This window comes from Allobosea sp. FBZP-16 (assembly GCF_002831785.1).
Classification (GTDB): domain Bacteria; phylum Pseudomonadota; class Alphaproteobacteria; order Rhizobiales; family Beijerinckiaceae; genus Allobosea; species Allobosea lupini.
The window spans coordinates 59082-85180 of the sequence record NZ_LNCQ01000043.1; the positions used below are offsets into that span (position 1 = coordinate 59082).

24 protein-coding genes are annotated in these 26099 nt (G+C 67.3%); 14 read left to right on the plus strand and 10 right to left on the minus strand.

Features of this window, described 5'->3' with window-relative positions:
* The 3 genes from CXY91_RS21600 to olsB form a co-directional block, all read left to right on the plus strand.
* Positions 1-294: magnesium chelatase subunit ChlI family protein (locus CXY91_RS21600; RefSeq protein WP_465246884.1), on the plus strand; the 294-nt coding region annotated here is incomplete at its 5' end.
* A 109-nt stretch (positions 295-403) separates the two neighbouring features.
* Entirely contained in the window at positions 404-2500 is a 2097-nt protein-coding gene (locus CXY91_RS21605) for a response regulator (protein WP_100963248.1), read from the plus strand.
* Between the two features lie 125 nt (positions 2501-2625).
* On the plus strand, positions 2626-3582 hold the full coding sequence (olsB, locus tag CXY91_RS21610) for a l-ornithine N(alpha)-acyltransferase (protein ID WP_100963249.1): 957 nt from the start codon (positions 2626-2628) through the stop codon (positions 3580-3582).
* A 6-nt stretch (positions 3583-3588) separates the two neighbouring features.
* Here the strand turns inward: olsB and CXY91_RS21615 are convergent, their stop codons facing one another.
* From CXY91_RS21615 to CXY91_RS21625, 3 genes are read right to left on the minus strand one after another with little or no spacing between them, the layout of a single operon-like run.
* Positions 3589-4455: an SDR family oxidoreductase gene (locus CXY91_RS21615; RefSeq protein WP_100963251.1), complete on the minus strand. Its 867-nt coding sequence runs from the start codon at positions 4453-4455 to the stop codon at positions 3589-3591.
* Positions 4452-5690, minus strand: coding sequence for a tRNA epoxyqueuosine(34) reductase QueG (gene queG / locus CXY91_RS21620; protein WP_100963253.1), 1239 nt, complete (start codon positions 5688-5690; stop codon positions 4452-4454). Before queG ends, CXY91_RS21615 begins: the two co-directional genes overlap by 4 nt.
* Positions 5588-6280 carry a glutathione S-transferase family protein gene (locus CXY91_RS21625; RefSeq protein ID WP_091833413.1) on the minus strand — a complete coding sequence of 231 codons (693 nt, stop codon included), beginning with the start codon at positions 6278-6280 and terminating at the stop codon, positions 5588-5590. The genes queG and CXY91_RS21625 overlap by 103 nt, the downstream gene beginning before the upstream one ends.
* Before the next feature lie 238 nt (positions 6281-6518).
* Here CXY91_RS21625 and CXY91_RS21630 point away from each other — a divergent pair, with 238 nt between their 5' ends.
* Positions 6519-7316, plus strand: coding sequence for an undecaprenyl-diphosphate phosphatase (locus CXY91_RS21630; protein ID WP_100963255.1), 798 nt, complete (start codon positions 6519-6521; stop codon positions 7314-7316).
* A 2-nt stretch (positions 7317-7318) separates the two neighbouring features.
* Here the strand turns inward: CXY91_RS21630 and CXY91_RS21635 are convergent, their stop codons facing one another.
* Positions 7319-8233: a LysR family transcriptional regulator gene (locus tag CXY91_RS21635; protein WP_100963257.1), complete on the minus strand. Its 915-nt coding sequence runs from the start codon at positions 8231-8233 to the stop codon at positions 7319-7321.
* A gap of 86 nt (positions 8234-8319) precedes the next feature.
* On the opposite strand from CXY91_RS21635, the gene CXY91_RS21640 reads away from it, so the two are divergent.
* Positions 8320-9522: a 4-oxalomesaconate tautomerase gene (locus CXY91_RS21640; protein WP_282569392.1), complete on the plus strand. Its 1203-nt coding sequence runs from the start codon at positions 8320-8322 to the stop codon at positions 9520-9522.
* Entirely contained in the window at positions 9455-10441 is a 987-nt protein-coding gene (locus tag CXY91_RS21645; RefSeq protein ID WP_100963259.1) for a Bug family tripartite tricarboxylate transporter substrate binding protein, read from the plus strand. The genes CXY91_RS21640 and CXY91_RS21645 overlap by 68 nt, the downstream gene beginning before the upstream one ends.
* 3 nt (positions 10442-10444) lie before the next feature.
* Here CXY91_RS21645 and nth read toward each other — a convergent pair whose 3' ends face one another.
* Positions 10445-11146, minus strand: coding sequence for an endonuclease III (gene nth / locus CXY91_RS21650; protein WP_091833426.1), 702 nt, complete (start codon positions 11144-11146; stop codon positions 10445-10447).
* A gap of 20 nt (positions 11147-11166) precedes the next feature.
* Between nth and CXY91_RS21655 the strand changes: the two genes are divergently transcribed.
* Both CXY91_RS21655 and CXY91_RS21660 read left to right on the plus strand, forming a co-directional pair.
* Positions 11167-11700, plus strand: a complete 534-nt coding sequence (locus CXY91_RS21655) for a DUF2244 domain-containing protein (RefSeq protein ID WP_091833429.1) — start codon at positions 11167-11169, stop codon at positions 11698-11700.
* The gene (locus CXY91_RS21660) at positions 11697-12200 is read left to right on the plus strand and encodes a hypothetical protein (protein ID WP_100963262.1); all 504 of its coding nucleotides are present in this window, start codon (positions 11697-11699) and stop codon (positions 12198-12200) included. Before CXY91_RS21655 ends, CXY91_RS21660 begins: the two co-directional genes overlap by 4 nt.
* 8 nt (positions 12201-12208) lie before the next feature.
* Here the strand turns inward: CXY91_RS21660 and CXY91_RS21665 are convergent, their stop codons facing one another.
* A complete protein-coding gene (locus tag CXY91_RS21665) occupies positions 12209-12814 on the minus strand; it encodes a class I SAM-dependent DNA methyltransferase (RefSeq protein ID WP_100963264.1) in 606 nt (201 codons plus the stop codon).
* A gap of 148 nt (positions 12815-12962) precedes the next feature.
* On the opposite strand from CXY91_RS21665, the gene CXY91_RS21670 reads away from it, so the two are divergent.
* Positions 12963-13919, plus strand: a complete 957-nt coding sequence (locus tag CXY91_RS21670) for a methylated-DNA--[protein]-cysteine S-methyltransferase (protein ID WP_091834345.1) — start codon at positions 12963-12965, stop codon at positions 13917-13919.
* Between the two features lie 9 nt (positions 13920-13928).
* Here the strand turns inward: CXY91_RS21670 and CXY91_RS21675 are convergent, their stop codons facing one another.
* Positions 13929-14834: a hypothetical protein gene (locus tag CXY91_RS21675; protein ID WP_091833438.1), complete on the minus strand. Its 906-nt coding sequence runs from the start codon at positions 14832-14834 to the stop codon at positions 13929-13931.
* 462 nt (positions 14835-15296) lie between these two features.
* Between CXY91_RS21675 and dnaK the strand changes: the two genes are divergently transcribed.
* Both dnaK and dnaJ read left to right on the plus strand, forming a co-directional pair.
* The gene (dnaK, locus tag CXY91_RS21680; protein WP_091833442.1) at positions 15297-17219 is read left to right on the plus strand and encodes a molecular chaperone DnaK; all 1923 of its coding nucleotides are present in this window, start codon (positions 15297-15299) and stop codon (positions 17217-17219) included.
* Between the two features lie 139 nt (positions 17220-17358).
* Positions 17359-18495: a molecular chaperone DnaJ gene (gene dnaJ, locus CXY91_RS21685; protein ID WP_100963266.1), complete on the plus strand. Its 1137-nt coding sequence runs from the start codon at positions 17359-17361 to the stop codon at positions 18493-18495.
* Positions 18496-18554: 59 nt separating this feature from the next.
* On the opposite strand, the gene CXY91_RS21690 is transcribed toward dnaJ, so the two are convergent.
* Together CXY91_RS21690 and CXY91_RS21695 are read right to left on the minus strand one after the other, a co-directional pair.
* On the minus strand, positions 18555-18746 hold the full coding sequence (locus tag CXY91_RS21690; protein ID WP_091833448.1) for a CsbD family protein: 192 nt from the start codon (positions 18744-18746) through the stop codon (positions 18555-18557).
* An 89-nt stretch (positions 18747-18835) separates the two neighbouring features.
* Positions 18836-19657 carry a helix-turn-helix domain-containing protein gene (locus CXY91_RS21695; RefSeq protein WP_100963268.1) on the minus strand — a complete coding sequence of 274 codons (822 nt, stop codon included), beginning with the start codon at positions 19655-19657 and terminating at the stop codon, positions 18836-18838.
* A gap of 134 nt (positions 19658-19791) precedes the next feature.
* On the opposite strand from CXY91_RS21695, the gene CXY91_RS21700 reads away from it, so the two are divergent.
* The 3 genes from CXY91_RS21700 to CXY91_RS21710 all read left to right on the plus strand — a co-directional run bounded on the left by CXY91_RS21700 (position 19792) and on the right by CXY91_RS21710 (position 24620).
* The gene (locus tag CXY91_RS21700) at positions 19792-20214 is read left to right on the plus strand and encodes a hypothetical protein (protein WP_100963270.1); all 423 of its coding nucleotides are present in this window, start codon (positions 19792-19794) and stop codon (positions 20212-20214) included.
* Positions 20215-20351: 137 nt separating this feature from the next.
* Positions 20352-22553 (plus strand): esterase-like activity of phytase family protein, encoded by a 2202-nt coding sequence (locus CXY91_RS21705; protein ID WP_100963272.1) that lies wholly within the window; start codon positions 20352-20354, stop codon positions 22551-22553.
* A 144-nt stretch (positions 22554-22697) separates the two neighbouring features.
* Positions 22698-24620 (plus strand): potassium transporter Kup, encoded by a 1923-nt coding sequence (locus CXY91_RS21710; RefSeq protein WP_100963274.1) that lies wholly within the window; start codon positions 22698-22700, stop codon positions 24618-24620.
* A gap of 198 nt (positions 24621-24818) precedes the next feature.
* Here the strand turns inward: CXY91_RS21710 and CXY91_RS21715 are convergent, their stop codons facing one another.
* Positions 24819-26051 (minus strand): argininosuccinate synthase, encoded by a 1233-nt coding sequence (locus tag CXY91_RS21715; RefSeq protein WP_091833464.1) that lies wholly within the window; start codon positions 26049-26051, stop codon positions 24819-24821.
* Positions 26052-26099: the final 48 nt, after the last annotated feature.

The window sequence follows — 26099 nt, forward strand, 5'->3', positions numbered from 1 at the left end:
GCCCGGGCCCGCCAGTCGGCTCGCTACGCTGCGCTCGGGCTGGCGGGCGGTATGACCAATGCCCGCTGCCCGGCCGCGCTGCTGGACGAGGCGGCACGACCGGATGCGGCCGGGCTCGCGCTGCTGCGCAGCGCCGCCGATGCGATGCGGCTTACGGCGCGCGGCTACCACCGCGTGCTCAGGGTCGCGCGGACGCTCGCCGATCTCGACGGGGATAGCGGGGTCGGGCGCATCCATCTCGCCGAGGCGCTGTCCTATCGCTCGCGCATCGACCAGGCGGCACAGGCTGCCTGATCAGGGATTGCCGCCTGCTGAAAGGTTAATGAAGCCGTTCAAACCAACCGGGCATCCTCGCGGATAGGGCGAACCCTTTCTCAAGAGGGGCCGTGATAGATGGTCGGGCATGATCGAGCTGCCGTCTCTCCTCATTCTGTTGACCGGCGCCGCCATTGCCTTGGCGATCGCCTGTGCCATCGTTGCGATCCGGCTGCTGCGGGAGCGCCGCCAGGTGACCCGGCAGGCGAGGGCGCTGACGGCCGATGTCGAGAAGCTGAGCGACCGGCTCTGGGTGCTTGCCGACAGCGAGGAACGCTATCGCAGCCTGATCGAGGCGCAAGGCGATCTGATCGTGCGCCGCAGCGAGGGCCGGATCATCTACGCCAACGCCGCCTATGCGGCGCTGATCGGCAAGAGCGAAACCGAGGCCGTCGGCAGCGTCGAACAGCCGCGCGTGCGCAGCGCCCGGCCGGCGCAGATGCTGCCGGGCGGAGCCCGCGTCGTCGACGAATGCATCGAGACGCAAGAGGGCGAACGCTGGCTCTCCTGGGTCGAGACGGTCGTCCCGGTCGCAGCCGGCCAGACCGTGCTGCAGCGGGTCGGCCGCGAGATCAGCGGGCGTATCGCAGCTGAAACGGCGCTCGAGGAAGCGCGCAGCCGGGCCGAGGAGGCGAGCGCCGCCAAGTCGCGCTTCCTGGCGACCGTGAGCCATGAATTCCGCACTCCGCTCAACGGCATCCTCGGGATGGCCGACCTGCTCGGCGATACCAGGCTCGACCCGGAGCAGGCGACCTATGTCAAGGCGCTCAGAAGCTCGGGCGAGGCGCTGCTCGGGCTCGTCGACGACATCCTCGACTTCGCCAAGGTCGAGGCCGGCAAGCTCGAACTTGCCGACGCGCCGTTCGATCCAGCAGCGCTGATCGAGGACGTCACCGAGCTGATGGCGCCGCGCGCCCAGGCCAAGGGCATCGAGATCTCCACTTTGCTCGGGCCCGCCCTGTCGGGACAACTCGTCGGCGACGCGGAGCGCCTGCGCCAGATTCTGCTCAATCTCGTCGGCAATGCCGTGAAGTTCACGCAAGCGGGCGGCGTCGGCATCGAGGCGGATGCTGTCGCCGGTCAGTTCGTCGTCGCCATCGCCGATACGGGGCCGGGGATTCCGGCCGAGCGCCTCGCGACGATCTTCGAGGAGTTCGAGCAGGGCGGCATGACCGGCCATCGCGACCAGGCCGGTACCGGTCTCGGCCTCGCCATTGCCCGCCGGCTCGCCCGCGCCATGGGCGGTGAGATCGAAGCCGGGAATCGCGCGGAGGGCGGCGCATTGTTCCGTCTGGTTCTGCCGTTACGAGCCGGCACAGCCCAAATCGCGTCTCCGGCCTCCCCGAACTGGCAGGTGCGACGCATCCTGGTCGCATCCTCGGCGCCGTTCAGCGCGGCCCATATCGCCGCCTGCCTCGAACGAACGGGCGCGCAGGTTCTGCGGGCCGGCGATCATGCACGGGCCCTCGCGGCGCTTGCCGGCGATTCGGCCCTGTCCGCGGTGCTGATCGACCGCAATCTTCCGGGCGGCGAGGTCGAGGCGGTGGCGGCCGCGGCGCGACGCGCCGGCGTAGCCGATATCGTGATTATCTTGGCGCCGGCCGAGCGCCGCAGCTTCGGCTCCCCCTATGCCGCCGGCTTCAGCGGCTTCCTCGTCAAGCCGGTCCGGGCGCGCTCGCTGCAGGCGCGGCTCGACCCGGTCGAGCGGCTGCAGCACGCAGTCGCGACGGCGCCGGCCGGCGACGCCTCGGCGGAGCAGCCTGTCGCAGGCTTGCGGGTCCTCGTCGCCGAGGACAATGAGATCAACGCGCTTCTGTTGACTCGCACGCTGGAGCGGCTTGGCTGCCTTACGGTCTGGGCGCGTGATGGCGGCGAGGCTGTCCGCCTGGCCGAAGAGGCCCGCGCCGGCCGGTCGCTAGGGTTCGATCTCGCCTTGCTCGATGTCCGCATGCCGGTGCTGGACGGGCTCGCCGTCGCCCGGAACATCCGTGCGGCCGAGAAGGCGCAGGGCCTCGCCCGGCTGCCGATCGTCGCCGTCAGCGCCAACACGGCGGAGGATGACAGGCGCGAGGCGCTCGCCGCCGGCATGGATGATTGTCTGGCTAAGCCCCTGTCACGCGATCAGCTGCGTGGCTGGATCGAGCGGCTTTCGCAGCTGCGAACGGGCGAGATGCTGTCGGCCTGAGCCTCGGTTTGCTCCCCAGGCGGTTGGCTTCGTCATCACAGTGACGTAGTTTTGTCGCGATCCCGTAAGACGGTCGGCGCAGAGCTATCATGCGCCGATCCTAGATCGCAGGGGCCAGACCGTCTATGACGCACGACGTTTTTCAGGGTGCCCGTCAGCCGGCAAAGCAGAAGCTGGCCGGCCAGGCCCTGTTGCAGCGTTTCTCCCCCTCGAGCCTGCTGGCTGCCGGCAAGCAGCTCGGCGGCTTCGCCTTCCCCGGCGCTGACGCCCTGTCCGGCACGCTCGGCCGCTCCGGCGCGCTCGAGGTCCGGTTGGCGCGTGGCCCGCGCGAGATCTGGCGGGCGCAGCGCCTGCGCTACCGTGTGTTCTATCAGGAGATGTCGGCCAAGCCCGATGTCGTCTCGCGCATGTTCCGCCGCGACGCCGATCGATTCGACGCAGTCTGCGATCATCTTCTCGTCATTGACCATGCCGCGCGTGGTCGCTTCGGCGGGATCAAGCCCAAGGTCGTCGGCACCTACCGGCTGATGCGCGAGCAGGCCGTGGCCAGGCTCGGCGGTTTCTACACCCAGTCCGAATTCGACATCGCGCCACTGCTGGCGCGCCATCCCGAGATGCGCTTCCTAGAGCTCGGCCGCTCCTGCGTGCTGAAGCCCTATCGCACCAAGAAGACGGTCGAGCTGCTCTGGCATGGCATCTGGGCCTATTGCCGCCATCACCGCATCGACGCGATGTTCGGCTGCGCCAGCCTGGACGGCACCGACCCCGACATGCTGGCGCTGCCGCTGAGCTTCATCCACCATCACGCCACCGCCCAGGGCGACTGGCGCGTCGTGGCCCAGCCCGGTCGGCATGTGGCGATGGATCGCCTCCCGGCCGGCATGATCGACGCCAAGCTCGCGCTGAAATGCTTGCCGCCGCTGGTTAAGGGCTATCTGCGCCTCGGTGCCCGCTTCGGCGCGGGTGCTGTAGTCGACAAGCAGTTCGGCACCACCGACGTGCTGGTCATCCTGCCGGTCGCTGCGATCGACCGGCGCTATATCGAGTATCTCGACGGTGACGCCGGGCGCTACGCTGCGTGAGCGCGATCACTCGCCGGATGCGGCGAGGTCGCGCAGCGCCTGCCGGTACTCCGGATAGCGGAAGGCATAGCCGAGTTCGCGCTTCACCAGCGCGTTCGAGACGCGCTTGTTCTCGCCATAGAAGCTCGCGGCCATCGGCGACAGCTTCGCGGGGTCGAATGGGGTTTCCGGCGGCAGGGCGAGCCCGGCGACCTCGGCAGCGAAGCTGACGACATCCTGCGGCGGTGCCGGCTCGTCATCGGTGACGTTGTAGATCGCTCCGGCGCGCGGCGCCTCGATCGATGCCATCAGTATGCCGGCAATGTCGTCGACATGGATGCGGTTGAAGACCTGACCGGGCTTGACCAGGCGGTTGGCGGTGCCGGCCCGCAATTTGGTGATCGGGCTGCGGCCCGGGCCGTAAATGCCCGAAAGGCGGAAGATCTGCACCGGCTTGCCGCTGCGCTCGCCGAAGGTGAGCCAGTCCTGCTCGATCTCCAGCCGCTGGCGTGAGCGCCGGCTGGTGGGTCGGCATTCGGCTGTCTCGTCGATCCAGGCGCCGCCATGGTCGCCATAGACCCCGATGGTCGAGAGATAGCCGATCCAGCGCAGCTTCTCGGCCGCGGCCAGCTTGTCGGCGAGCGCGCCGAGCACCGGATCGCCGCTCTCGTCGGGCTGGGCCGAGACCAGCACCGCGTCTGCATCCGCAACGAGCTTTGCCAGGGGTGTCGAGACCGCAAAACCGCCGAAGACCAGAGTGTGCAGGCCTTGCCTGCTGAGTTCGCCGGCCTTTTCGGCCGAGCGCACCGTTCCGGTGACCTCCCAGCCCTTCGCCAAAGCGGCGCGCGCGAAGAACCCGGCGGAATAGCCGAGGCCGAAGATGACGAGCTTCATGCGGGTTCCAGTTGGTTCGGAAAAGGCTGAGCCCATTCGGCCCTGACCTCGGGGTCGGTTTCCCGCGCGAGGCGGGCCGGCGCGAGTTCCGCGGCGCGGCTGGGCACGAGCTGCCAAAGCGCCCAGGCCGCCATCGCCCTCACCAAAGACGAGGGATCGTCGAGCAGGGCTTCGGCATTTGCGGCCAGTGCCGGATCGCCGCTGTTGCCGATCGCAATCAGGACATTGCGGATGAACCGGTCGCGGCCGGTGCGCTTGACCGGCGTGCCGGCGAAGAGCGCGCGGAAGGCGGCGTCATCGACCCCGGCGAGATCGGCCAGCGGCAACGCGTCGAGCTCGCCCTTCAGCGCCAGACGCGTCTCATGCGAGGCGTCCGCGAACTTGTTCCATGGGCAGACGGCGAGGCAGTCGTCGCAGCCGAAGACGCGGTTGCCGATGCCTTCGCGGAATTCTGCGTCGATATGGCCCTGATGCTCGATGGTGAGATAGGCGATGCACCGGCGCGAATCGAGCTGATAGGGCGCCGGGAAGGCCTTGGTCGGGCAGATGTCGAGGCAGCGCGTGCAGGAGCCGCAACGGTCGCGCTCCGGCTCGTCCGGAGGCAAGTCCGCGCTCGTGTAGATCGCGCCCAGGAAGAGCCAGGCGCCGTGCTGGCGCGAGACCAGCACCGTCTGCTTGCCCTGCCAGCCGAGGCCCGCTGCCTGGGCCAGCGGCTTTTCCATTACTGGGGCGGTGTCGACGAAGACCTTGACCTCGGCGTCGCCACGCGCCGCCAGCACGCCGGCGATGCTCTTCAGCTTGCCCTTGATCACATCGTGATAGTCGCGCCGGCGGGCGTAGAGCGAGATGGCGCCGCGGTCGCGCTGCGCCAGGACGGCGAGCGGGTCGCCTTCGCCGGCATAGCTCATGCCGAGCATGACGATCGAACGCGCCGCCGGCCACAGGGTCGCCGGATCGGCGCGCTCCGCTGTGCGCTCGGTCAGCCAGGTCATGTCGCCGTGATGGCCGGCCTCCAGCCAGCCGGCGAGGCGGGCGGGCGCTTCGGGAATGGCGTCGACCGAGGCGACGCGCAGCACCGAGAACCCCTCCGCCTTGGCGCGCGCGGCGATCGCGGCCTTGAGCTTGTCGGGGCTCAGAAGTCCAGGTCGTCGTAATGGGCCGAGGGCGCCATGCCGGGAATCCGGTCGCTCAGCAGCGGCCGGAAGCTCGGTCTGGACTTGATCCTCGCATACCATGCGCGGGCGGCCTCATCCTCGTCCCAGGGCACGTCGCCGAGGTAGTCGACGCAGGAGAGATGCGCCGCCGCGGCAAGATCGGCATAGCTCAGATTGTCGCCGGCGAGCCAGTTCCGTTTCGCCGTCAGCCAGGCGATGTAGCGCAGATGATAGCGCACATTGCCGCGCGCCGCGCGGATCGCGCTCATTTCCGGCGGGCCGCCGCCCTCGTCCCGGCTCATGAAGCGCTTCATCACCTTCTCCAGCACGAGCGGAGCGGTGATTTCCTCGTTGAACTTGATGTTGAACCAGTCGAGCAGCCGGCGCACCTCGATCCGCCCGCCGGGGCCTTCCGGCAGCAGGCGCCGTTCGGCCAGCGCGAGCCCGCGGGTCTCGTCGAGATATTCGGCGATCGGTCCGGGGCCGGGCACGACGAGCCCGCTATCCTCGCGCAGCACCGGCGTCGTCCCGGCGGGATTGAGCTCGAGGAACTCGCGCCGCCGTTCCCAGACGCGCTCTTCGACCAACGTGGCGTCGAGGCCGAACTCGCCGAGTGCGAGCCGGATGAAGCGCGAATGCGGGCAAAGCGCATAATGGTGAAGCGTGGCCATCGATTGCTGGAACTGAGGACGGTTCGGGTGAGGTAGGCCGGCGCTGATGCAGCGCAATAGAGCGCCCCCGTATAGGCCTGCCGGCTAAGCCTAACAACCCGGGACGGGGTGAAGTGGCGGATTGCGCAGAAATCCTTCCCGGTCTGGTAACCAATTTGCAAAGACCCTGCGCCATAGCTTTAACGCGTTCGGCTCAGCTTTGTTGCGCCGCACCAGCAAGGCTCGGAAGGACCCTCCCATGCATGACCTTCTTGTCGCCGCCGTGCTCGGCGTGGTCGAGGGGCTGACCGAATTCCTGCCGGTGTCCTCGACCGGCCACCTGCTGCTGCTCGGGCATTTTCTAGGCTTTGAATCCAAGGGCAAATCCTTCGAGATCCTGGTCCAGCTCGGCGCGATCCTCGCGATCCTGCTGGTCTATTTCCGCCGCCTGCTCGATATCGCCCTGCGCTTGCGCACCGATCCGTCTGCGCGTCGCTTCGTCATCGGCGTGCTCATCGCCTTCCTGCCGGCTGCGGTGATCGGCGCGCTGGCGCACGGCTTCATCAAGGGCGTGCTGTTCAACCCCTTTCTGGTCTGCTGCACGCTGATCGCCGGCGGCCTCGTCCTCCTCGTCGTCGACGAGCTGGAGCTCGAGGTGAAACATCACGACGCCACCAATTTCCCGCTGCCGATGTATCTCAAGATCGGCTTCATCCAGTGTCTTGCGATGGTGCCCGGTGTCTCTCGCTCCGGATCGACCATCGTTGGCGCGATGCTGCTCGGCGCCGACAAGCGGGCTGCGGCCGAGTTCTCCTTCTTCCTGGCGATGCCGACGATGGCCGGCGCCTTCGCCTATGACCTGCTGAAGAATTACAAGGAGCTGACGACCAACGATCTCACATTGATCACGATCGGCTTCGTCACTGCCTTCATCTCGGCACTGATCGTCGTCCGCAGCTTCCTCGATTTCGTCTCGAAGCGCGGCTTCACGCCTTTCGCCTGGTGGCGGATCATCGTCGGCTCGGCCGGCCTCGCCGGGCTCTGGGTCTTCGGCTGAGCTCAGCCTGAAGCGGGCAAGGGCCCGCGCCAGGTTCCGAGCAGCATCTCCAGGAAGCGTTCCGCCGCTGGCGCCAGCTTGACCCCGCGGCGCCGGACCACGCCGATCGTGCGCGAGACTTCCGGGTCGCGGATCGGCCGCGTTACGATGATCGGGTGGTTCTCGCCCGGCGTCGCCAGCTTCGGCAGCACGGATATGCCGAGGCCCGCCTCGACCAGCCCGAGTGAGGTCGACAGATGCGTCACCTCGAACGACCAGTCGAGCCTGACGCCGACCTTGACCAGCGCGGCATCGAGGATGGCACGGTTGCCGCTGCTGCGGCTGACGGTGACCAGCGGATGGCCTTCGAGATCGGCCCAGCCCAGGGATGATTTCTGCGCCAGCGCATGGTCGTGCCGGCAGGCGAGCACGAAGGGATCGTCGATCAACGGCTCGAAACTGAGCTCGCCATCGGAGCCGCCAATCAGGTTGATGCCGAACTCGACCTCGCCGCGCGCCACCGCTTCCAGGCCGTCATTGGCCGAGAGGTCGAGGATTCGGAAGCGGATGTTCGGGTACTGCGCCTGGAAGCGCGCGATCACCGAGGGCAGGAAGTAGAAGGCGGCCGTGGGTACGCAGGCGAGCGCGATCAGTCCTGCGCGGCGGCTGCCGAGATCCCGCATCGCGAAGATCGAGCTGTCGAACTCGTCGAGCATGCGCCGGACCAGCGGCAGCATCTCGCGCCCGACCATAGTCAGCGCGACCCGCCGCGTCGTCCGCTCCAGCAGCGCCGCCCCGACCGCGCTTTCAAGGCGCTGGATGCGCCGGCTCAGCGCCGGCTGTGACATGTTGAGCGCCTCGGCGGCGCGGTGGAAGCCGCCGAGCTCGACGACCGAGATGAAGGCGCGCAGATCGAGGGCTTCAAAATTGATACTCATGACGTATCAATAGCGTCGATCTCTGCATTTCACAGCAGTTATCTGATTTGAGAAGAGAGGGCATCGCCAATCGCCGGGTGACGCCCTTGTCCGCTCCCTTCCAGCTCCCGCATCCTCAGGCCCTGCGCATCCCCTGCGTGCTGATGCGCGGCGGCACCTCGCGCGGCCCGTTTTTCCTGGAGCGCGATCTGCCGACCGATCCGGCGGCGCGCGATCGCGTCCTGCTCGCGGCGATGGGCTCGCCGCATATGCTGCAGCTCGACGGGCTCGGTGGCGGCAATTCGCTGACCAGCAAGGTCGCGATCGTCAGCCGTTCCAGTCGGCCGGATGCCGATGTCGACTATCTCTTCGCCCAGGTCGCGGTCGAGCGCGCTCATGTCGATCTCAGCCCGAACTGCGGCAACATGCTCTCCGCCGTCGGCCCCTTCGCGATCGAGGCCGGGCTGGTACCGGCGCTCGACGGCGAGACGATCGTGCGCATTCACAACCGCAACACCGGCGCGCTGATCGAGGCAGCCGTGCAGACGCCTGGCGGTGTCGTCGCCTATGATGGAGCGACCGCGATCGACGGCGTCGCCGGCACGGCCGCCCCGATCAAGCTCGGCTTCCTCGAAGCTGTCGGCTCGAAAACCGGCGCATTGCTGCCGACCGGCCGCGCTCGCGAGGAGATCGAGGGCGTCCCGGTGACGCTGGTCGACTATGCCACGCCGATGCTGCTGCTGCGGGCACGCGATCTCGGCCTTGCCGGCGATGAGACGCCAGCCGAGCTCGATGCGAATGCCGCCCTGCTGGCGCGCCTGGAGGGGCTGCGCCGCGAGGCCGGCCGCCGCATGGGTCTCGGGGATGTCGCCGGGCGCGTCATTCCCAAGGTCGGGGTGCTTTCGCCGGCGCGTCGCGGCGGCAGCCTGACCTCACGCTATTTCACGCCGGATCGCTGCCACCGCAGCCATGCCGTCACCGGAGCGCTCTGCGTCGCCGCGGCAAGCCGTATCGCCGGCAGCGTCGCCGCCGAGATGCTGTCCCCCGGGATCGGCTCGCTGATCGCGGTCGAGCATCCGAGCGGCGCCATCCAGGTCGACCTTGCGCTCGATGCCGCCGGTCAGGTGGCCCGCGCCAGCCTGGTCCGCACGGCGCGCCGCATCTTCGAAGGAAACGTCATCGTCCCCGCCAGTGCGATCCTCGCGCTTGCAGAGAGGGCGGAAACGGGAGGAGAACTGACCCATGACGATCACGCGCCGCCATCTCTGCAGCCTGATCACGGCCGCTCTGGCCAGCACCTGCCTGCCTGACTTCGCCCGCGCCCAGGCTGCCTTCCCGGACAAGCCGATGAAGCTCCTGGTGCCTTACGCCGCCGGCGGCGGCACGGACGCGATCGCGCGTCTCGTCGCGCAGGGCGTCGGCGAGCGGCTCGGCCAGTCGCTGGTGGTCGAGAACAACGGCTCGGCCGGTGGCAATCTCGCGACAGCACAGGCGGCTGCGGCTTCGCCGGACGGCTATACCGTGCTGATGGCCAATCAGGGCCCGATGGTGGTCAACCCGCATCTCTTCAAGAACGTCCGGGTCGATCCGCTGACTGCATTCGACCCGCTGACGCTGATCTCGGCGGCGCCGCTCGTCGTGGTCGTCGCGCCGAATTCGCCACACAAGACGCTGGCCGAGCTCGTCGGCCAGGGCCAGAAGAACCCCGGCAAGCTGACCTATGGCTCGGCCGGCAACGGCTCGGCCAGCCATCTGGCGACGATCCTGCTGGCGCAGACCGCGCAGTTCGAGGCGGTGCATGTGCCTTATCGCGGCGCCGGCCCGGCGCTGACCGATCTGCTCGCCGGCAACAGCGACTTCATGATCACCACCGTGCCGTCCGTGCTCGGCCTGATCGAAGGCGGCAAGGTCAGGGCGTTGGCGGTGACCGGCAAGGCGCGCGCCAAGCTCTTCCCCGAGGTTCCCTCGGTCGCCGAGAGCGGCTGGCCGGACTATGAGGCGACGGCCTGGTACGGCTTTGTCGTGCCCAAGGGCACGCCCAAGGACGTCGCGGCCAAGCTGCGCCAGGCGACGGTCGAGACCATCAACAGCCCGATCATCCGCGAGCGTCTGCAGAACGAGGGTGCCGAGCCGATCGGCAACAAGCCGGAGGAGTTCGCGGCGATGATGGAAGCGGAGTCGCGGCGCTGGGCCGGCATCATCAAGCAGGCCCGCCTCGCCATCAACTGAGGCTCAGGCGATCCGCTTGTCGGCGGAATCGCAGAGATCGGCGACGACGCAGCTCTCGCAGGCCGGCCGCAGAGCCTTGCAGGTGTAGCGTCCGTGCAGGATCAGCCAGTGATGCGCGTGCCGGCCGAACTCGGCCGGCACCGCCTTTTCCAGGCCGAGTTCGACCTGCAGCACATTCTTGCCGGGCGCGATGCGCAGGCGGTTCGCGACGCGGAAGACATGGGTGTCGACGGCGTGGGTGATCTCGCCAAAAGCGATGTTGAGCACCACGTTCGCGGTCTTGCGGCCGACGCCGGGCAGGCTCTCCAGCGCCTCGCGCGCGATCGGCACCTCGCTGCCGAACTCCAAGATCAGCTTTTCCGAGAGTGCGATGACGTTCTTCGCCTTGTTGCGGTAGAGCCCGATCGTCTTGATCAGCTCGCGCACCTGGTCTTCGCCGAGGGCTAGCATCTTTTCAGGCGTGTCAGCGAGCTCGAACAGCCGCTTCGTCGCCTTGTTGACGCCGGCATCGGTCGCCTGTGCCGAGAGCACCACGGCGACCAGCAACGTGAAGGCGTTGACGTAGTCGAGCTCGCCCTTCGGCTCGGGCCTTTGCTGCCGGAAGCGGCTGAAGATCTCGTAGACCTCGGCAGCGCTGCGCGGCTTCGGATTCGTGATCCGCTTCGGTGGAGGGCTGCGGCGTTTCGCACTGTTCGGCACGGGCATCGCGGCGTTATAGTTGGCACATGACCTTGGGCAAGCCCGAATCCGACCTTGCAGTCGAAGCGGCCGAAAAGCCGGTCTTCGACGCGACGATCACGCCGCATCGCTCGCTCGGCCAGAACGGATTCCGGACCGTGATGACGCTGGTCTGCCTGACCAGCGTCGCGGCCTCCATTCCTTTCATGGTGCTCGGTGCCTGGCCGGTCGCAGGCTTCTTCGGCCTCGACGTCCTCGCGCTGTTCATCGCCTTCAAGGTCAACTTCAATGCGGCCCGCGCCTTCGAGCGCATCGTCGTGACGCCGCTCGAGGTGCTGTTGCGCAAGGTCTCGCATCACGGCCGCGAGAGGATCTGGCGCTCCAATCCGGCCTGGACCAAGCTCGAGCGCGCGGACGACGAGGATTACGGCCTGCTCGAGCTTTCGCTGGTCGCGCGAGGGCAGCGCACCGTGGTCGCTTCCGCACTTTCGCCGCAGGAGCGCGAAGGCTTCGCACAGGCGCTCGGAGCGGCGCTCGCCAAGGCCAAGCGCGGCCCGGATTTCGAACCCGCCCGAGCATGACCGCAACGATCATCCCGCTGATCGCATGGGCGGCGATCATCGTCGTCGTCATCGCGGCGGTGCGGGCCAATCGCGCTCGGCGCGGCCCCCTGCGTGCTGAGAACGGTGGCGAGGAGGCTGTCCGTGCTTATGCACTGATCCTGCGCGACAAGCTCGATCGCGCCCTGTTCGGCCCGGTGCTGGCAGGGCAGGTCTGGGATCGCGTGATGGTTCGCCCAGTCGGCGAGGGGCTGATCCACGAATTCCACCGCGATTACTGCGGTCACGGCCTGATCCGCACGCGAGACGGCGTCAAGCTCTGCGACATCCTGGACGGTCATCATCCCGGCGAGGCCATCGCCGAGTGGCGTTCGCGCGAGGACTTCGTCGCCTTCTTCGCCGAGCAGTCGGACTATAGTTGCAGCGGCTGGGACGAGGCTTCGCCGGTTTTCTTCACCGACGACGAATGGCACCGCAACAACCAGCGCCTGACGCGGGAGAAGCTGCAGCGCTTCGCTTGAGGGGGGCCTCAGGTTGTCCGTTGCGCCAGCCAGACCGTATGGCCGCCGCAGTTCGGGTCCTCGACGATATGCTCGACGACGGCAAAACCGGTCGCGTCGAGCAGCGCGCGATACTCGGACGGATCGAGGCTGCCATGGTAGAGCGGTTCGCCCTCGAAGCTGCCGATCGCCTCGCCATGGCCGGGCCCGCTGGTGAAGAGCAGCGCAGCTCCATCCGCCGCATGCGCACGGAAGAGCGGGAACATTCGCCGTTGATCGTCGGGCTTCAGATGGAAGAAGCTGTCCCAGGCGATGAGCCCGTCGAAGCGCCGGCCAAGTGCGAGCTCGCGCATATCGCCGACCTGCCAGTCCTGCTGCGGGAAGCGTTTCCGGCAGAGCGCGATCAGCGGCGCCGCCGAATCGATGCCGGTGACCGCACAGCCCCGTTCGATCAGATGCCTGGCGATCGGCTCGCCCATGCCGCAGCCGATGTCGAGGACCGAAGGAGTCGCCGGCAGCCGTGACAGGAAGCGGTCGAGCCAGTGCGCCTCCATCAGCTTCCGGCCGCGTTGCTGGTCATAGGCAGCGGCGTGGCGCAGGTAGAGCGAGACGACGGCGTCGGCGGAATCGGTCATCTTTGGATGTCTACGCGGCCTTTGAGGCGAAGACGAGCTTGTCAGCTTTCGGGTGGGAGACGCATGCTGACAGCATTAGCGTCGCGAGCATGAGATTTGAGATCGCGAGGACAGAAAGATGAACGCCCATTCCAGTCTCAGGACGGCGATGAAACCGATAGTCGTCTCCAATGCCGTGCTCGCCCGCGCCACCGAAGCCATCCCCTCGGAAGCCGATTTTCCGGCGGTTGTGCCCGGCTCGGATTACGACACCGTGCGCCGCATCCTGGCCTACATCACCAATAACTGGCGCCAGCAGCCGACGATCGAGGCGATCGCCGACGCGGCCGGTGCGACCCCGACCGACGTGCATCACCTGTTCCGGCGCTGGTGCGGGCTGACGCCGAAGGCGTTCCTGCAGGCGATCACGCTCGACAACGCCAAGGGTCTGCTGGCCGCCTCCGCCAGCATCCTCGACACCAGCTTCGAGGTCGGACTCTCCGGTCCCGGCCGCCTGCACGACCTCTTCGTCACCCATGAGGCGATGTCGCCGGGCGAGTGGAAGACCGGCGGCGAGGGATTGCGCATGTCCTATGGCTTCCACCAGTCGCCCTTCGGCGAAGCGCTGGTCGTGGTGACCGAGCGCGGGCTCGCCGGTCTCGGCTGGGTCTCGAACAGCCTCGACGGCGGCAAGGTGATCGGCGGCCGGGCTGAGGCGCTGGCCGACATGATGCGGCGCTGGCCGCATGCGGACTACCACTTCGATCCGCAGAGCACGGCGCCCTATGCGACGCGCATCTTCGAGCCGGGCAGCTGGTCGCCGCAGACGCCGCTGCGCGTCGTGCTGATCGGCACCGATTTCGAGGTCCGTGTCTGGGAGACGCTGCTGCGCATCCCGGTCGGCTGCGCCACCACCTATGGCGACGTCGCCGGCCATATCGGCAAGCCTTCGGCGGCTCGCGCGGTCGGTGCGGCGGTGGGCAAGAACCCGATCTCCTTCGTCGTCCCCTGCCACCGCGTCATCGGCAAGTCCGGCGCGCTCACCGGCTACCATTGGGGGCTGACGCGCAAGCGCGCCATCCTCGGCTGGGAAGCCGGGCAGGTCGCAGGCGGCGAGGCCGCCTGAGTCCAGAACTTACTGGATGGTCGGAGCAGGCGCTGCCGCAGGCGGGGGCGTCCGCCTTGCCGTGGCCGGGCGCGGCTTCGACGTCTCGGGCTTCGGCTCGGGCAGGCCGAGGCGGGCGCGGATCGAGGCGGCGCGTGCCTCGGTGATGCGGGCGCCGCAGAAGCCGTGCGAGCCCTCGCGCTGGAAGTCGCGGCAGATCTGCTCGCGCTCCGACGAGAAGCCTGCCTGCTCGCGGGCGATCGTGCGCTGCTCGGTCAGGTTGGCCTTGGCCGAGAGCGCTCGGTAGCCTTCCCGTACCGCGGTCTCCGCCTTGCTGCGCTCTGCTTCGGTCTCCTTGGCGCGGGCCGGCAGGGTGCGCACGTCCGGCCCCCAGACGCCGCGCGGATCGATGCGGCAGGCGGCGGCCTCGATCACGCAGGGCTGCTCCGGCTCGATCACGAGGAAGGCGCCTTCGAGCACGTCGAAGACGATCGGACAGGCCGCGGCTTCCAGCTTGTAGCGCGGCAACCCGGCCGGCTTGCCGAGCGAGGTCACCGGCACGGGCGTATCGCCGAAGGAGATGGCGCAGGGTTCGACGAGGTTACTGGACTGGAATCCTTCGGCGCGCAGCTTCAGGCCGTAGCCGCTGCCGGTCTTCTCCAGCGTTGCTTCGCCGAAGCCGCCATTGCGTCGCAAGCTCTTGCCGAGAAGCGAGTCTTCTCCGGGGATCTTGATGGCCGGCATGGTGCGCGGGCGCGGCGCCGACGACTGGCCGCCGACGGAGGCCGGCGCCGATTGCTGGGCGCCGGGCTGGTTGAAGGGCTGCGCACCGGGAAGCTGCATCGGCTGAGCCAGGGCTGCGCCTGCAAGGCCGAGCCAGGCCAGTGCTGCACCGGCAGCGAGGCGATGGGCAGTCGGGCGGCGGAGCGTCGTCACGGCTGTTTCCTGGTGGCGAAGGTCCATTCTGAATGGAATGGCTACGCCTGTTGCGCAAGAGCATGCGCGCAACACTTACCCGGAATGGTCAGCCCTGCGAATTCTGTGAGGGATACTGCACAAAGCCGATTCTTAATCCGGCTCCGCGCCTTGCAAGCAGGCCGTCACCCTCCCTATATACGCCGCGAAGCGGTGGTTTTTAGGGGCCATCGGGGCCGGATTGCGCCAGGCGCCAGCACTCACATGCGAACGCTGCAACGCAGGGCCGGTCGATCTTTGTTGTAACCGGCGGGTGAGGCCGGGCCGGGGCTTGAAGTCCCGTTCCGTCGCTTCAGCCGCCAGACGTGGGTATCCCGGGTTCGTTCGCCGCGGAAGGTGGGGGCGATCCGGGGCCATGGGCCGGGGAGCGGCGTCTTACGCGCGCTCTTCCGGCGATCTGCTAAATCGAAAGGGATCCCATCCATGGGTAAAGTCATCGGTATCGACCTCGGAACCACCAACTCCTGCGTTGCAGTGATGGAAGGGTCGACGCCCAAGGTCATCGAGAATTCCGAGGGCGCCCGCACCACGCCTTCGATCGTCGCCATCACGGATGACGGCGAGCGTCTGGTCGGCCAGCCGGCCAAGCGCCAGGCGGTCACCAATCCGGAGCGGACCTTCTTCGCCATCAAGCGCCTGATCGGGCGCACTTTCGACGATCCGATGACCAAGAAGGACATCGATCTCGTTCCCTACAAGATCAAGAAGGCCCCGTCGGGTGACGCCTGGGTCGAGGCCGACGGCAAGGATTACTCGCCCTCGCAGATCTCCGCCTTCACGCTGACCAAGATGAAGGAGACCGCGGAGGCCTATCTCGGCCAGCCGGTGACGCAGGCCGTCATCACCGTTCCCGCCTATTTCAACGACGCCCAGCGTCAGGCCACCAAGGATGCCGGCCGTATCGCCGGCCTCGAGGTGCTGCGCATCATCAACGAGCCGACTGCGGCCGCGCTCGCCTATGGCCTCGACAAGAAGTCGGCCGGCACCATCGCGGTCTATGACCTCGGCGGCGGCACGTTCGACGTCTCGGTCCTCGAGATCGGCGACGGCGTGTTCGAGGTGAAGTCGACCAATGGCGACACCTTCCTCGGCGGCGAGGACTTCGACATGCGCCTGGTCGAATACCTGGCGGACGAGTTCAAGCGCGAGCAGGGCATTGACCTGAAGAAGGACAAGCTCGCCCTGCAGCGCCTGAAGGAGGCGGCGGAAAAGGCGAAGATCGAGCTCTCCACGACCGCGCAGACCGAGATCAACCTGCCCTACATCACGGCGGATGCCTCGGGTCCGAAGCACCTCGCCATCAAGCTCTCGCGCGCCAAGTTCGAGAGCCTGGTCGACGATCTGATCCAGCGCACCATCGAGCCCTGCCGCAAGGCGCTCAAGGATGCCGGCCTGTCCGCGGGCCAGATCGACGAGGTCGTCCTGGTCGGCGGCATGACCCGCATGCCGAAGGTCCAGGAGGTCGTGAAGCAGTTCTTCGGCAAGGAGCCGCACAAGGGCGTCAACCCCGACGAGGTCGTCGCCATCGGCGCCGCGATCCAGGCCGGCGTCCTGCAGGGCGACGTCAAGGACGTCCTGCTGCTTGACGTGACCCCGCTCTCGCTCGGCATCGAGACACTGGGCGGCGTGTTCACGCGCCTGATCGACCGCAACACCACGATCCCGACCAAGAAGAGCCAGGTCTTCTCCACCGCCGAGGACAACCAGGGCGCGGTGACGATCCGGGTCTTCCAGGGCGAGCGCGAGATGGCGGCCGACAACAAGATGCTCGGCCAGTTCGACCTGATGGGCATCCCGCCGGCCCCGCGCGGCATGCCGCAGATCGAGGTGACCTTCGACATCGACGCCAATGGCATCGTCTCGGTGACGGCGAAGGACAAGGCCACCAACAAGGAGCAGCAGATCCGCATCCAGGCGTCCGGCGGCCTCTCCGAGGCCGAGATCCAGAAGATGGTCAAGGATGCCGAGGCCAACGCCGCCGATGACAAGAAGCGTCGCGAGGTGGTCGAAGCCAAGAACCAGGGCGAGAGCCTCGTGCACTCGACCGAGAAGTCGCTGAAGGACTATGGCGACAAGGTTTCGGCGGCCGACAAGGGCGCGATCGAGACGGCGCTCGAAGCCCTCAGGACTGCGCTGACCGGTGAGGATGTCGAGGCGATCCAGGCCCGCACCAACGAGCTGATGCAGGCGTCGATGAAGCTCGGCGAGGCGATGTATGCCGCCAGCCAGGCCGAAGCGAACGCTCCCGAGGGCGCCGCTGCCGAGGAGCCGAAGAAGGACGACGTCATCGACGCCGACTTCAAGGACGTCAGCGACGACAAGGGCGACAAGAAGAAGAGCGCCTGATCGCGCTACTTGGTCATCCATCGACCGTGACGGGATGGCCGGGCTTGACCCGGCCATTCCGTTGAGGCGATGGCGTCGGCAGGACATGACTCGCCGGCCTGCGCAAGGAGCGCGGGGCGGCGCAGGGGCAGCTGGTTGAATGTCGAAGCGCGACTATTACGAAATCCTCGGGGTCTCCCGGACCGTGACGGAGGTCGAGCTCAAGAGCTCCTTCCGCAAGCTCGCCATGCAGCATCACCCGGACAAGAACCCGGGCGACAAGCAGGCCGAGTTGAAGTTCAAGGAGATCAACGAGGCCTATCAGATCCTCTCCGACGGCCAGAAGCGCGCCGCCTATGACCGCTATGGCCATCAGGCCTTCGAGAACGGCGGCGGCGGCGGTGGCGGCCCTGCCGACATGTCGGACTTTATGTCCGATATCTTCGAATCTTTCTTCGGCGAGGGCCGCGGCCGCGGCGGCCCGCGCGGCGCCAATTCCCGCGAACGCGGCGCCGACCTGCGCTATAATCTCGAGATCGGCCTCGAAGAGGCCTATTCCGGCAAGAACGAGACCATCCGCGTCCCGACTTCGGTGACCTGCGAGGTCTGCTCCGGCACCGGCGCCAAGGCCGGCTCGAAGTCGCGCCAGTGCCCGACCTGCGGCGGCCATGGCCGCGTCCGCGCCAGCCAGGGCTTCTTCTCGGTCGAGCGGACATGCCCGACCTGCAACGGCCGCGGCGAGATCATCGACGATCCCTGCACCGGCTGCCAGGGCGCCGGCCGCGTCACCCGCGAACGCACGCTCTCGGTCAACATCCCGGCCGGTGTCGAGGACGGTACCCGCATCCGCCTTGCGGGCGAGGGTGAGGCTGGCTTGCGCGGCGGACCGGCTGGTGATCTCTACATCTTCCTATCGATCAAGCCGCACGCCATCTTCCAGCGCGACGGCGCCGACCTGTTCTGCCGGGTGCCGATCGGCCTGACTTCGGCCGCGCTCGGCGGCGAGATCGAGGTGCCGACGCTGAATGGTGAAAAGGCCCGGGTGAAAATCCCCGAGGGGACTCAGACCGGCAAGCAGTTCCGGCTCAAGGCCAAGGGCATGAGCGTTCTGCGCTCGCGCGAGATGGGCGATCTCTACATCCAGGTTCTCGTCGAGACGCCGCAGAAGCTCACTGCCCGCCAGCGCGAATTGCTGATGGAGTTCGAGCGCGAGAGCTCGGGCGCAACCCATCCCGAGACAGCCGGCTTCTTCGGCCGGGTCAAGGATTTCCTCGGCGGCCTCGGCGGCTCTGCCTGAGACGAAAAAACGGGCGCCTTGCGGCGCCCGTTCTTCTGTGGTCGGAGCCGGCCTGATGGTCAGGCCTTGTCGATCACCTTCTTGACGGCGTCCTTGGTCTTGCCGACCGCCTGCTGGGCTTCGCCCTTGCGCTCCTGCGCGATACCCTCGGCCTGAAGCTCGGGCTTGTTCAGCGCCTTGCCGGCCGCCTGCTTGATGTTGCCGGCGGCCTCGTTGGCCATGCCCTTGATCTTGTCGGCGGTGCTGCCCATGGACGTGTTCCTTTCCGAATGAGTCGAGCCCGGCGCCTCGGCGCCGGTTCGGATGGGAGAACGTCACGGCCGGGCTTTGGTTCCCGCGCTCAAGCGGACGTGATGGTCTCTGCGATCGCCCGCAGCGCCCCGCCCGTTGCCTCGTCGGCCGGGAAGAAGGTCTCCAGCGCCAGCTCCGACAAGGTCACGTCGGCCGGCGTGCCGAACACCGTCGTGGTCGAGATCAGCGACAGCTCGGTCTCGCCGAGCCGCAGGTGCAGCGGCAGCACAATCTGCGGCTCGGCCTCGTCCTGCGCCTTGCCTTTGATGACTGGCACGGCCGGGACGGGATAGCTCAGCAATTCGGTCAGGAGTTCGGCCAGCAGCGGGTCGGCCGTGGCGCGGATCTGTTGGCGCAGCCTTGCGATCAGATGGCCGCGCCATTCCGTCAGGTTGACGATCGCCGGGGCGAGCCCGCGCGGATGCAGGCTGAGCCGCAGCACGTTGACCGGCGGGCGCAGCAGGTCGGCGTCTTCGACGACCGCGAGCATCGGCGCGATCATCTTGTTCGCCGCGAGCAGGGTCCAGTGCCGGTCGATGGCCACGGCCGGGTAGGGCTCGTGCCCCTTGAGCAGCAGGTCGATCGCGCTGCGCGCCGCCTGCAGGCTCGGATCCTCCAGCGAGCGTTCGAGATAGACCGGTGCATAGCCGGCCGAGAGCAGGAGCGCGTTGCGCTCGCGCAGCGGCACGCCGAGATGCTCGGCGAGCAGCAGGACCATGTCTCGGCTCGGGACCGAGCGGCCGCTCTCGACGAAGCTGAGATGCTTCTGCGAGATCTCGGCTTCGAGCGCGAGGTCGAGCTGGCTGAGACGGCGCAGCTGGCGCCAGTCGCGGATGAGATGCCCGATCGTGGGCTGCTGGTGCTTGTTCATGGTGGGCAAGGTAGCCGTAGCGGCGCCGCCATCCAATTACCTCTGGCTTAATCGACCGGCCGCCGGGCTTTCGTCAGCATGGCCTCCATCAGCAACCGCCCCGGATGAGACGGGGCCTGAACCGGAGAACGACCATGGCCTTCATCCAGTCCTCGCGTTTCCTGCGCAACGCCCTTGCCCTCGATGCCGCCGCCTGCGCCGCGACCGGCCTGCTGCTCAGCGTCGGCGCCGGTTCGCTCTCCGGCCTCCTCGGCTTTCCGGCGGAGTTTCTTCGCGGCGCCGGCCTGGTGTTGCTGCCTTGTGCTGCCCTGCTTGCGTTCTTCGCCAGCCGGCTTCGCCTGCCGCGCCTCGCAGTCTATGCCGTGATCGGCATCAACGTGCTCTGGATCGCCGACAGCGTGCTGATCCTCGTCGCCGGCTGGTTCGCGCCGACCACGCTCGGCATCGCCTTCGTCCTGGCCCAGGCCGCGGCGGTCGCGGTCGTCACCGAGCTCGAGGTGATCGGCCTGAAGAAGTCGGTCACGGAAACCGTTGGAACCGAAGCCGCTTTGCACTGACCAAACGGCCCGTTAGCCGAAGCCGCCGTGGCTCGCGCCGCGGCGGCCGTTGCTTGCGACGCCTTGTCACGAAACCGTCGTCTGTGCTCACTAGCCGGAAGGCCTGCCTCCCCACCCTGCGGAACAGGACCGTCCCAATGCGCAAACCCCTTGTCCTTGCGGCCCTCGCGACGCTCCTCTCTGGCGCAACGGCACTTGCCGAGCCGACCTTCAACCGTATCGCCACCTTCCAGGTGCCGCTGAACCTCCCGGCCGATCGCGACGCGAAGAAGAAGACGGTTGCGGAGATCATTTCGGCCAACGAGGCCGGCACCCTGCTCGCCTATACCGACGCCGAGCAGAAGGCGGTCGGTCTGATCGACATCACCACGGCCGATGCGCCCAAGCCCGCCGGCTTCATCCCGGTCGGCGGCGAGCCGACCTCGGTCGTCATCCTCGGCGAGCGCGCCTTCGCCGTCGTCGTCAGCTCCGGCGACAACTTCAAGGAGCCGGCCGGCCATCTCGCCACCATCGACCTGAGAACGAAGCAGGTCACAGCCAAATGCGAGCTAGGCGGCCAGCCCGATTCGATCGCCCTGACCAAGGACAAGGGCAAGCTCGCCATCGTCATCGAGAACGAGCGCGACGAGAAGCTGAACAAGGGCGACCTGCCGCAGCTTCCCGCCGGCAATCTCACTTTGATCGGCATCACGGGCGGCGAGGCCGATTGCGCCTCCAGGCAGATCGTCGACCTCACCGGCATCGCCGCGGTCGAGCCGACCGATCCTGAGCCGGAATTCGTCGACGTCAACCAGGACGGCCTTGCCGTGGTGACGCTGCAGGAGAACAACCACATCGCCGTGGTCGACACCAGGATCGGGAAGCTCGTTACGCATTTCCCGGCCGGCACCGTCGATCTCAAGAACATCGACAAGACCCGAGACGGTGAGATCAAGCCGGTCGAAGAGCTGAAGGGCTTGCGCCGCGAGCCCGATGCGGTGCGCTGGCTCGACACCGACCGCTTCGTCACCGCCAATGAGGGCGACTGGAAAGGCGGCTCGCGCGGCTTCACGATTTTTCGCAAGGACGGCACGGTCGAGTTCGATGCCGGCAACATGGTCGACCACATCGCCATCCGCCTCGGCCATTATCCGGAGCGCCGCTCAGCCGCTAAGGGCAGCGAGCCGGAGGGTATCGAGGTCGGCACCTATGATGGCGAGCGCCTGTTCTTCGTCGGGCTGGAACGCGCCTCACTCGTGCTCGTCTTCAAGGACGAGGGGCCGGGCAAGGCTCCGCGCTATCTGCAGGCCCTGCCGGGCGGCATCGCGCCGGAAGGGCTGCTGGCGATCCCGCAGCGCAATCTCTTCGTTGCCGCCTCCGAGGCCGATCTCGGCGAGAAGGACGGGCCGCGTTCGGCCGTGACAATCTATCAGCGCAGCGAGGCGCCAACCGCCTACCCGACGATCGTCTCGGCCGATGTCGATGGCGTGCCACGCGGCTGGGGCGCGCTCTCGGGCCTCGCCGCCCATCCCGAGCTGCCGGGCCGTCTCTTCAGCGTCGCCGACAACGCCTATACGCCCTCGCGCATCCTCGACATCGACGCGACGAAGAAACCGGCGACGATCACCGGCGCCGTCACCGTGACGAAGGACGGCAAGCCGGCCTCCTATGATCTCGAGGGGATCGCGACGCGCGCCGGCGGCGGCTTCTGGCTGGTCTCGGAAGGCGCGCCGGAGCGCAAGGAGAAGCCAACCCAGAACCTGCTGCTGCGCGCTTCGGCCAGGGGCGAGATCGAGGAGGAGATCGCCCTGCCGGAGGACTTTGCCGCCAAGGCGGTCAACCAGGGCTATGAGGGCGTCGCCGTCAGCGGCGCGGGCCAGGACGAAACGGTCTGGATCGCGGTCCAGCGCGAGTGGAAGGACGACCCCAAGGGCAAGGTCAAGATTCTGACCTACAAGCCCTTCAGCAAGAGCTGGGGTATTCTCTACTACCCGCTGACCGCTCCGGCCGCCGGCGCCTGGATGGGCCTCTCCGAACTGACCTATCTCGGCGACGAGACCTTCGCGGTGATCGAGCGCGACAACCAGTTCGGCGCCAAGGCCGTGAAGACGCTGGCGACCTTCTCGGTCAAGGGGCTGAAGCCGGCGCCGTTCGGCTCCTCCGACATCCCGACGGTCGGGAAGACGCTGCTGCGCGACCTGACGCCGGACCTGATGAAGCTCGGCGGCTATGGGCTCGACAAGGTCGAGGGCATGGCGGTCGACAAGGCTGGCGATCTCTTCGTCGTCACCGACAATGACGGCGTCGACGATTCCTCCGGCGAGACCCAGTTCTTCGCCTTCGGCAGGCTCGCGAAGTAAGACGCTACGAGAGGAGGCCGGCGAGTTCTTCTTGCCGGCCGGCCGAAATCTTCGGGGTATTTCTGCTCCGCAGTGTAATTCCGCCGCTCCAGCCTTGCTGTCGCTGCCGCTGCGTGCCCTACTTCTGCGAAAGGGGGGCAGCGAATGACCCAGGGGGTTCTGTCACAGAGCAGCGCGCCCTCGCATGGCGAGCAGCATGGCTCCGTTCCTGCCCTCACGCTCGGCGCCCTCGGAGTCGTCTACGGCGACATCGGCACCAGCCCGCTCTATGCGCTGAAGGAGGCCGCCCGCGCCGCGAGCGCCGGCGGGACCTTGCAGCCGGGAGCGGTCGTCGGCTGTGTCTCGATGATCCTGTGGGCGTTGATCCTGATCATCTCGCTCAAATACTCGCTGCTGATCATGCGTGCCGACAATCGCGGCGAAGGCGGCATCATGGCGATGCTGGCGCTGCTCAAGGCACGTCACGCCAAGCCGGGCACGGCCCGGGCCTATGTGCTGGTAGTCGGCCTCGTCGGCGCCGCACTGCTCTATGGCGATGGGGCGATCACGCCGGCGATCTCGGTGCTCAGCGCGATCGAGGGCCTGAAGGTCGATGCGCCGTTTCTGGCGCCGGCGATCGTGCCGCTGACCGCGGCGATCCTGATCGGCGTGTTCCTGGTGCAAAGCAAGGGCACGGGCTTCATCGGCAAGCTGTTCGGGCCGATCATGCTGCTCTGGTTCATCGCCCTCGCGCTGCTCGGCATTCGGGGCATCCTGATGGCGCCGGGGATCCTCTCCGCCATCAACCCGTTCAACGCGCTCTACTTCATCACCCACACCGCGCCGCTCGTCGGCTTCGCCGTTCTCGGCGCAACTTTCCTGGCCGTGACCGGCGGTGAGGCGATGTATGCGGACATGGGCCATTTCGGCCCGCTGCCGATCCGCATCGCCTGGCTGACGGTGGTGCTCCCGGCGCTGATGCTCAACTATTTCGGCCAGGGCGGGCTGCTGCTGAGCCATCCCGAGGCGCTCGAAAACCCGTTCTACCAGCTCGCCCCGGACTGGGCGCATTATCCGATGGTGGTCTTCGCCACGGCCGCTGCCGTCATCGCCTCGCAGGCGGTTATCACCGGCGCCTTCTCGCTGACCCGCCAGGCCGTGCAGCTCGGCCTCTTCCCGGCGATCCGCATCAAGCACACGGCGGATGACCAGAAGGGGCAGATCTACATCCCGATCGTCAACTGGCTGATCTGCCTGGCGACCCTGACCTCGGTCTTCATGTTCCGCTCATCCGATGCGCTGGCCGGCGCCTACGGCATCGCCGTTTCCCTGCTGATGGCGATCACCACCGGGCTCGCGGCATTGATCGCGCTGAAATGGGGCTACAACCCGATCCTCGTCGTGGCGGTCAACGGCTTCTTCCTGCTGATCGATCTCGCTTTCTTCTCGGCGAACCTGCCGAAGCTGCACGAGGGCGGCTGGTACCCGCTGCTGCTGGCCATGGTGCTGACGATGATCATGCTTACCTGGAGACGCGGCCTTGTCCTGGTGGAGGCGGCGCGCGCCCGCCAGCGCGAGCCGGAGAAGGCGTTCCTGGACATGTTGGCGACGAACCCGCCGCTGCGCCTGCCCGGGACGGCCGCGTTCCTGGCCTCGGCCGCGCGGGGGCTGCCGCTCTCGCTCACGCATTTCGTCCGCCACAACCATGCCCTGCACGAGCGCATCCTGCTGGTGACGGGTAAGCTGCAGGAAATTCCGCGCGTCTCCGACGAGAACCGGATCGAGCTGATCGAGCTCGCACCCAGCGTCACCCGTGTGATCCTGCATTTCGGCTTCATGGAAACGCCCCACATCCCGAGCGGATTGCGCTGCGGTGTCGAGCGCGGCCTGCTGCGGGGTGTCGATCTCGCTGAGATGTCGTATTACATCGGCCGCGAGACGGTCATTCCGCGCGAGGAAATCGCGGGCATGGCGATGTGGCGCGAGGCGCTCTTCGCCTTCATGCAGCGCAACGCCGAGCGTTCCGCCGCGCATTTCCATATCCCGGCCAAGCAGGTGGTCGAGGTCGGGGTCGAGATCGAGATCTGATCTTCGCGATCAGGTTACCGCGTCATTCCAAGGCAGGTCTCAGGGCTGAGCCTGGAATCTCTGATCACCGCCGTGGAAGGGCCATCTCGTCATCGCGAGCGTAGCGAAGCGATCCAGAGGGCGTAGAGTACTGCCGCCCTGGATTGCTTCCTCGCTACGCTCCTCGCAATGACGGCGAGGTGTCGAAGAGCCGGTCTCTCAGAGCCCCAGCTTGCGCTTGCGCTGGCCGAGCGTGCGCAGGCGAAGCGCGTTGAGCTTGATGAAGCCGGCCGCGTCGCGGTGGTCGTAGGCGACGGCGCCCTCTTCGAAGGTGACGAGGTCCTGATCGTACAGCGAATACGGGCTGGAGCGGCCGATGACGTGGACGCCGCCCTTGTAGAGCTTGAGCCGCACCTGGCCGGCGACGAACTCCTGGCTCTTGTCGATCAGCGCCTGCAGCATCTCGCGCTCCGGCGAGAACCAGAAGCCGTTATAGATCAGCTCGGCATATTGCGGCATGAGCTGGTCCTTCAGATGCGCGGCGCCGCGATCGAGCGTGATCGACTCGATGGCGCGATGCGCGACGGCCAGGATCGTGCCGCCGGGTGTCTCGTACATGCCGCGGCTCTTCATGCCGACGAAGCGGTTCTCGACCAGGTCGAGCCGGCCGATGCCGTTGTCGCGGCCGAGTTCGTTGAGCTTGGCCAGCAGCTTGGCCGGCGAGAGCTGGACGCCGTCGATCGCCACCGCATCGCCCTTGGCGAAGTCGATGCTGATGATCGTCGGCTTGTCCGGCGCCTCCTCGGGCGAGATCGTGCGCGAATAGACATAGTCCGGCACTTCCTGCGCCGGGTCCTCCAGCACCTTCCCCTCGGAAGAGGCATGCAGCAGGTTGGCGTCGACCGAGAACGGCGCTTCGCCGCGCTTGTCCTTGGCGATCGGGATCTGGTGCTGCTCGGCGAAGGCGATCAGCTGCTCGCGCGAGCGCAGATCCCATTCGCGCCAGGGCGCGATCACCTGGACGTCGGGCTTCAGCGCATAGGCGGTCAGCTCGAAACGGACCTGGTCGTTGCCCTTGCCGGTGGCGCCATGGGAAATCGCGTCGGCGCCGACGCGGTCGGCGATCTCGATGAGCTTCTTGCCGATCAGCGGGCGGGCGATCGAGGTTCCCAGAAGATAGACGCCCTCATAGGCGGCATTGGCCCGGAACATCGGGAAGACATAGTCGCGGACGAACTCTTCCCGCAGGTCCTCGATATGGATGTTCTCGGGCTTGATGCCGAGCAACAGCGCCTTCTGGCGGGCCGGTTCCAGCTCTTCGCCCTGGCCGAGATCGGCGGTGAAGGTCACGACCTCGCAATTATAGGTGGTCTGCAGCCATTTCAGGATGATCGAGGTGTCGAGCCCGCCGGAGTAGGCGAGCACGACCTTGTTCACGCGCTTGTCGGCCATGGACTGGTCTTCCTGCAGTGGCGGCACGGGGGCTTGTGCCTGGAGTAG

Coding starts and splice junctions, on each gene's coding strand:
- CXY91_RS21670 (WP_091834345.1), top strand. CDS start 12,963: ATGAAACCGATAGTCGTCTCCAATGCCGTGCTCGCCCGCGCCACCGAA.
- CXY91_RS21700 (WP_100963270.1), top strand. CDS start 19,792: ATGGCCTTCATCCAGTCCTCGCGTTTCCTGCGCAACGCCCTTGCCCTC.
- CXY91_RS21710 (WP_100963274.1), top strand. CDS start 22,698: ATGACCCAGGGGGTTCTGTCACAGAGCAGCGCGCCCTCGCATGGCGAG.
- olsB (WP_100963249.1), top strand. CDS start 2,626: ATGACGCACGACGTTTTTCAGGGTGCCCGTCAGCCGGCAAAGCAGAAG.
- CXY91_RS21715 (WP_091833464.1), bottom strand. CDS start 26,051: ATGGCCGACAAGCGCGTGAACAAGGTCGTGCTCGCCTACTCCGGCGGG.
- CXY91_RS21665 (WP_100963264.1), bottom strand. CDS start 12,814: ATGACCGATTCCGCCGACGCCGTCGTCTCGCTCTACCTGCGCCACGCC.
- CXY91_RS21625 (WP_091833413.1), bottom strand. CDS start 6,280: ATGGCCACGCTTCACCATTATGCGCTTTGCCCGCATTCGCGCTTCATC.
- CXY91_RS21695 (WP_100963268.1), bottom strand. CDS start 19,657: ATGAACAAGCACCAGCAGCCCACGATCGGGCATCTCATCCGCGACTGG.
- CXY91_RS21630 (WP_100963255.1), top strand. CDS start 6,519: ATGCATGACCTTCTTGTCGCCGCCGTGCTCGGCGTGGTCGAGGGGCTG.
- CXY91_RS21645 (WP_100963259.1), top strand. CDS start 9,455: ATGACGATCACGCGCCGCCATCTCTGCAGCCTGATCACGGCCGCTCTG.
- queG (WP_100963253.1), bottom strand. CDS start 5,690: ATGGTATGCGAGGATCAAGTCCAGACCGAGCTTCCGGCCGCTGCTGAG.
- CXY91_RS21655 (WP_091833429.1), top strand. CDS start 11,167: ATGACCTTGGGCAAGCCCGAATCCGACCTTGCAGTCGAAGCGGCCGAA.
- CXY91_RS21615 (WP_100963251.1), bottom strand. CDS start 4,455: ATGAAGCTCGTCATCTTCGGCCTCGGCTATTCCGCCGGGTTCTTCGCG.
- nth (WP_091833426.1), bottom strand. CDS start 11,146: ATGCCCGTGCCGAACAGTGCGAAACGCCGCAGCCCTCCACCGAAGCGG.
- CXY91_RS21705 (WP_100963272.1), top strand. CDS start 20,352: ATGCGCAAACCCCTTGTCCTTGCGGCCCTCGCGACGCTCCTCTCTGGC.
- CXY91_RS21605 (WP_100963248.1), top strand. CDS start 404: ATGATCGAGCTGCCGTCTCTCCTCATTCTGTTGACCGGCGCCGCCATT.
- dnaJ (WP_100963266.1), top strand. CDS start 17,359: ATGTCGAAGCGCGACTATTACGAAATCCTCGGGGTCTCCCGGACCGTG.
- dnaK (WP_091833442.1), top strand. CDS start 15,297: ATGGGTAAAGTCATCGGTATCGACCTCGGAACCACCAACTCCTGCGTT.
- CXY91_RS21660 (WP_100963262.1), top strand. CDS start 11,697: ATGACCGCAACGATCATCCCGCTGATCGCATGGGCGGCGATCATCGTC.
- CXY91_RS21690 (WP_091833448.1), bottom strand. CDS start 18,746: ATGGGCAGCACCGCCGACAAGATCAAGGGCATGGCCAACGAGGCCGCC.
- CXY91_RS21635 (WP_100963257.1), bottom strand. CDS start 8,233: ATGAGTATCAATTTTGAAGCCCTCGATCTGCGCGCCTTCATCTCGGTC.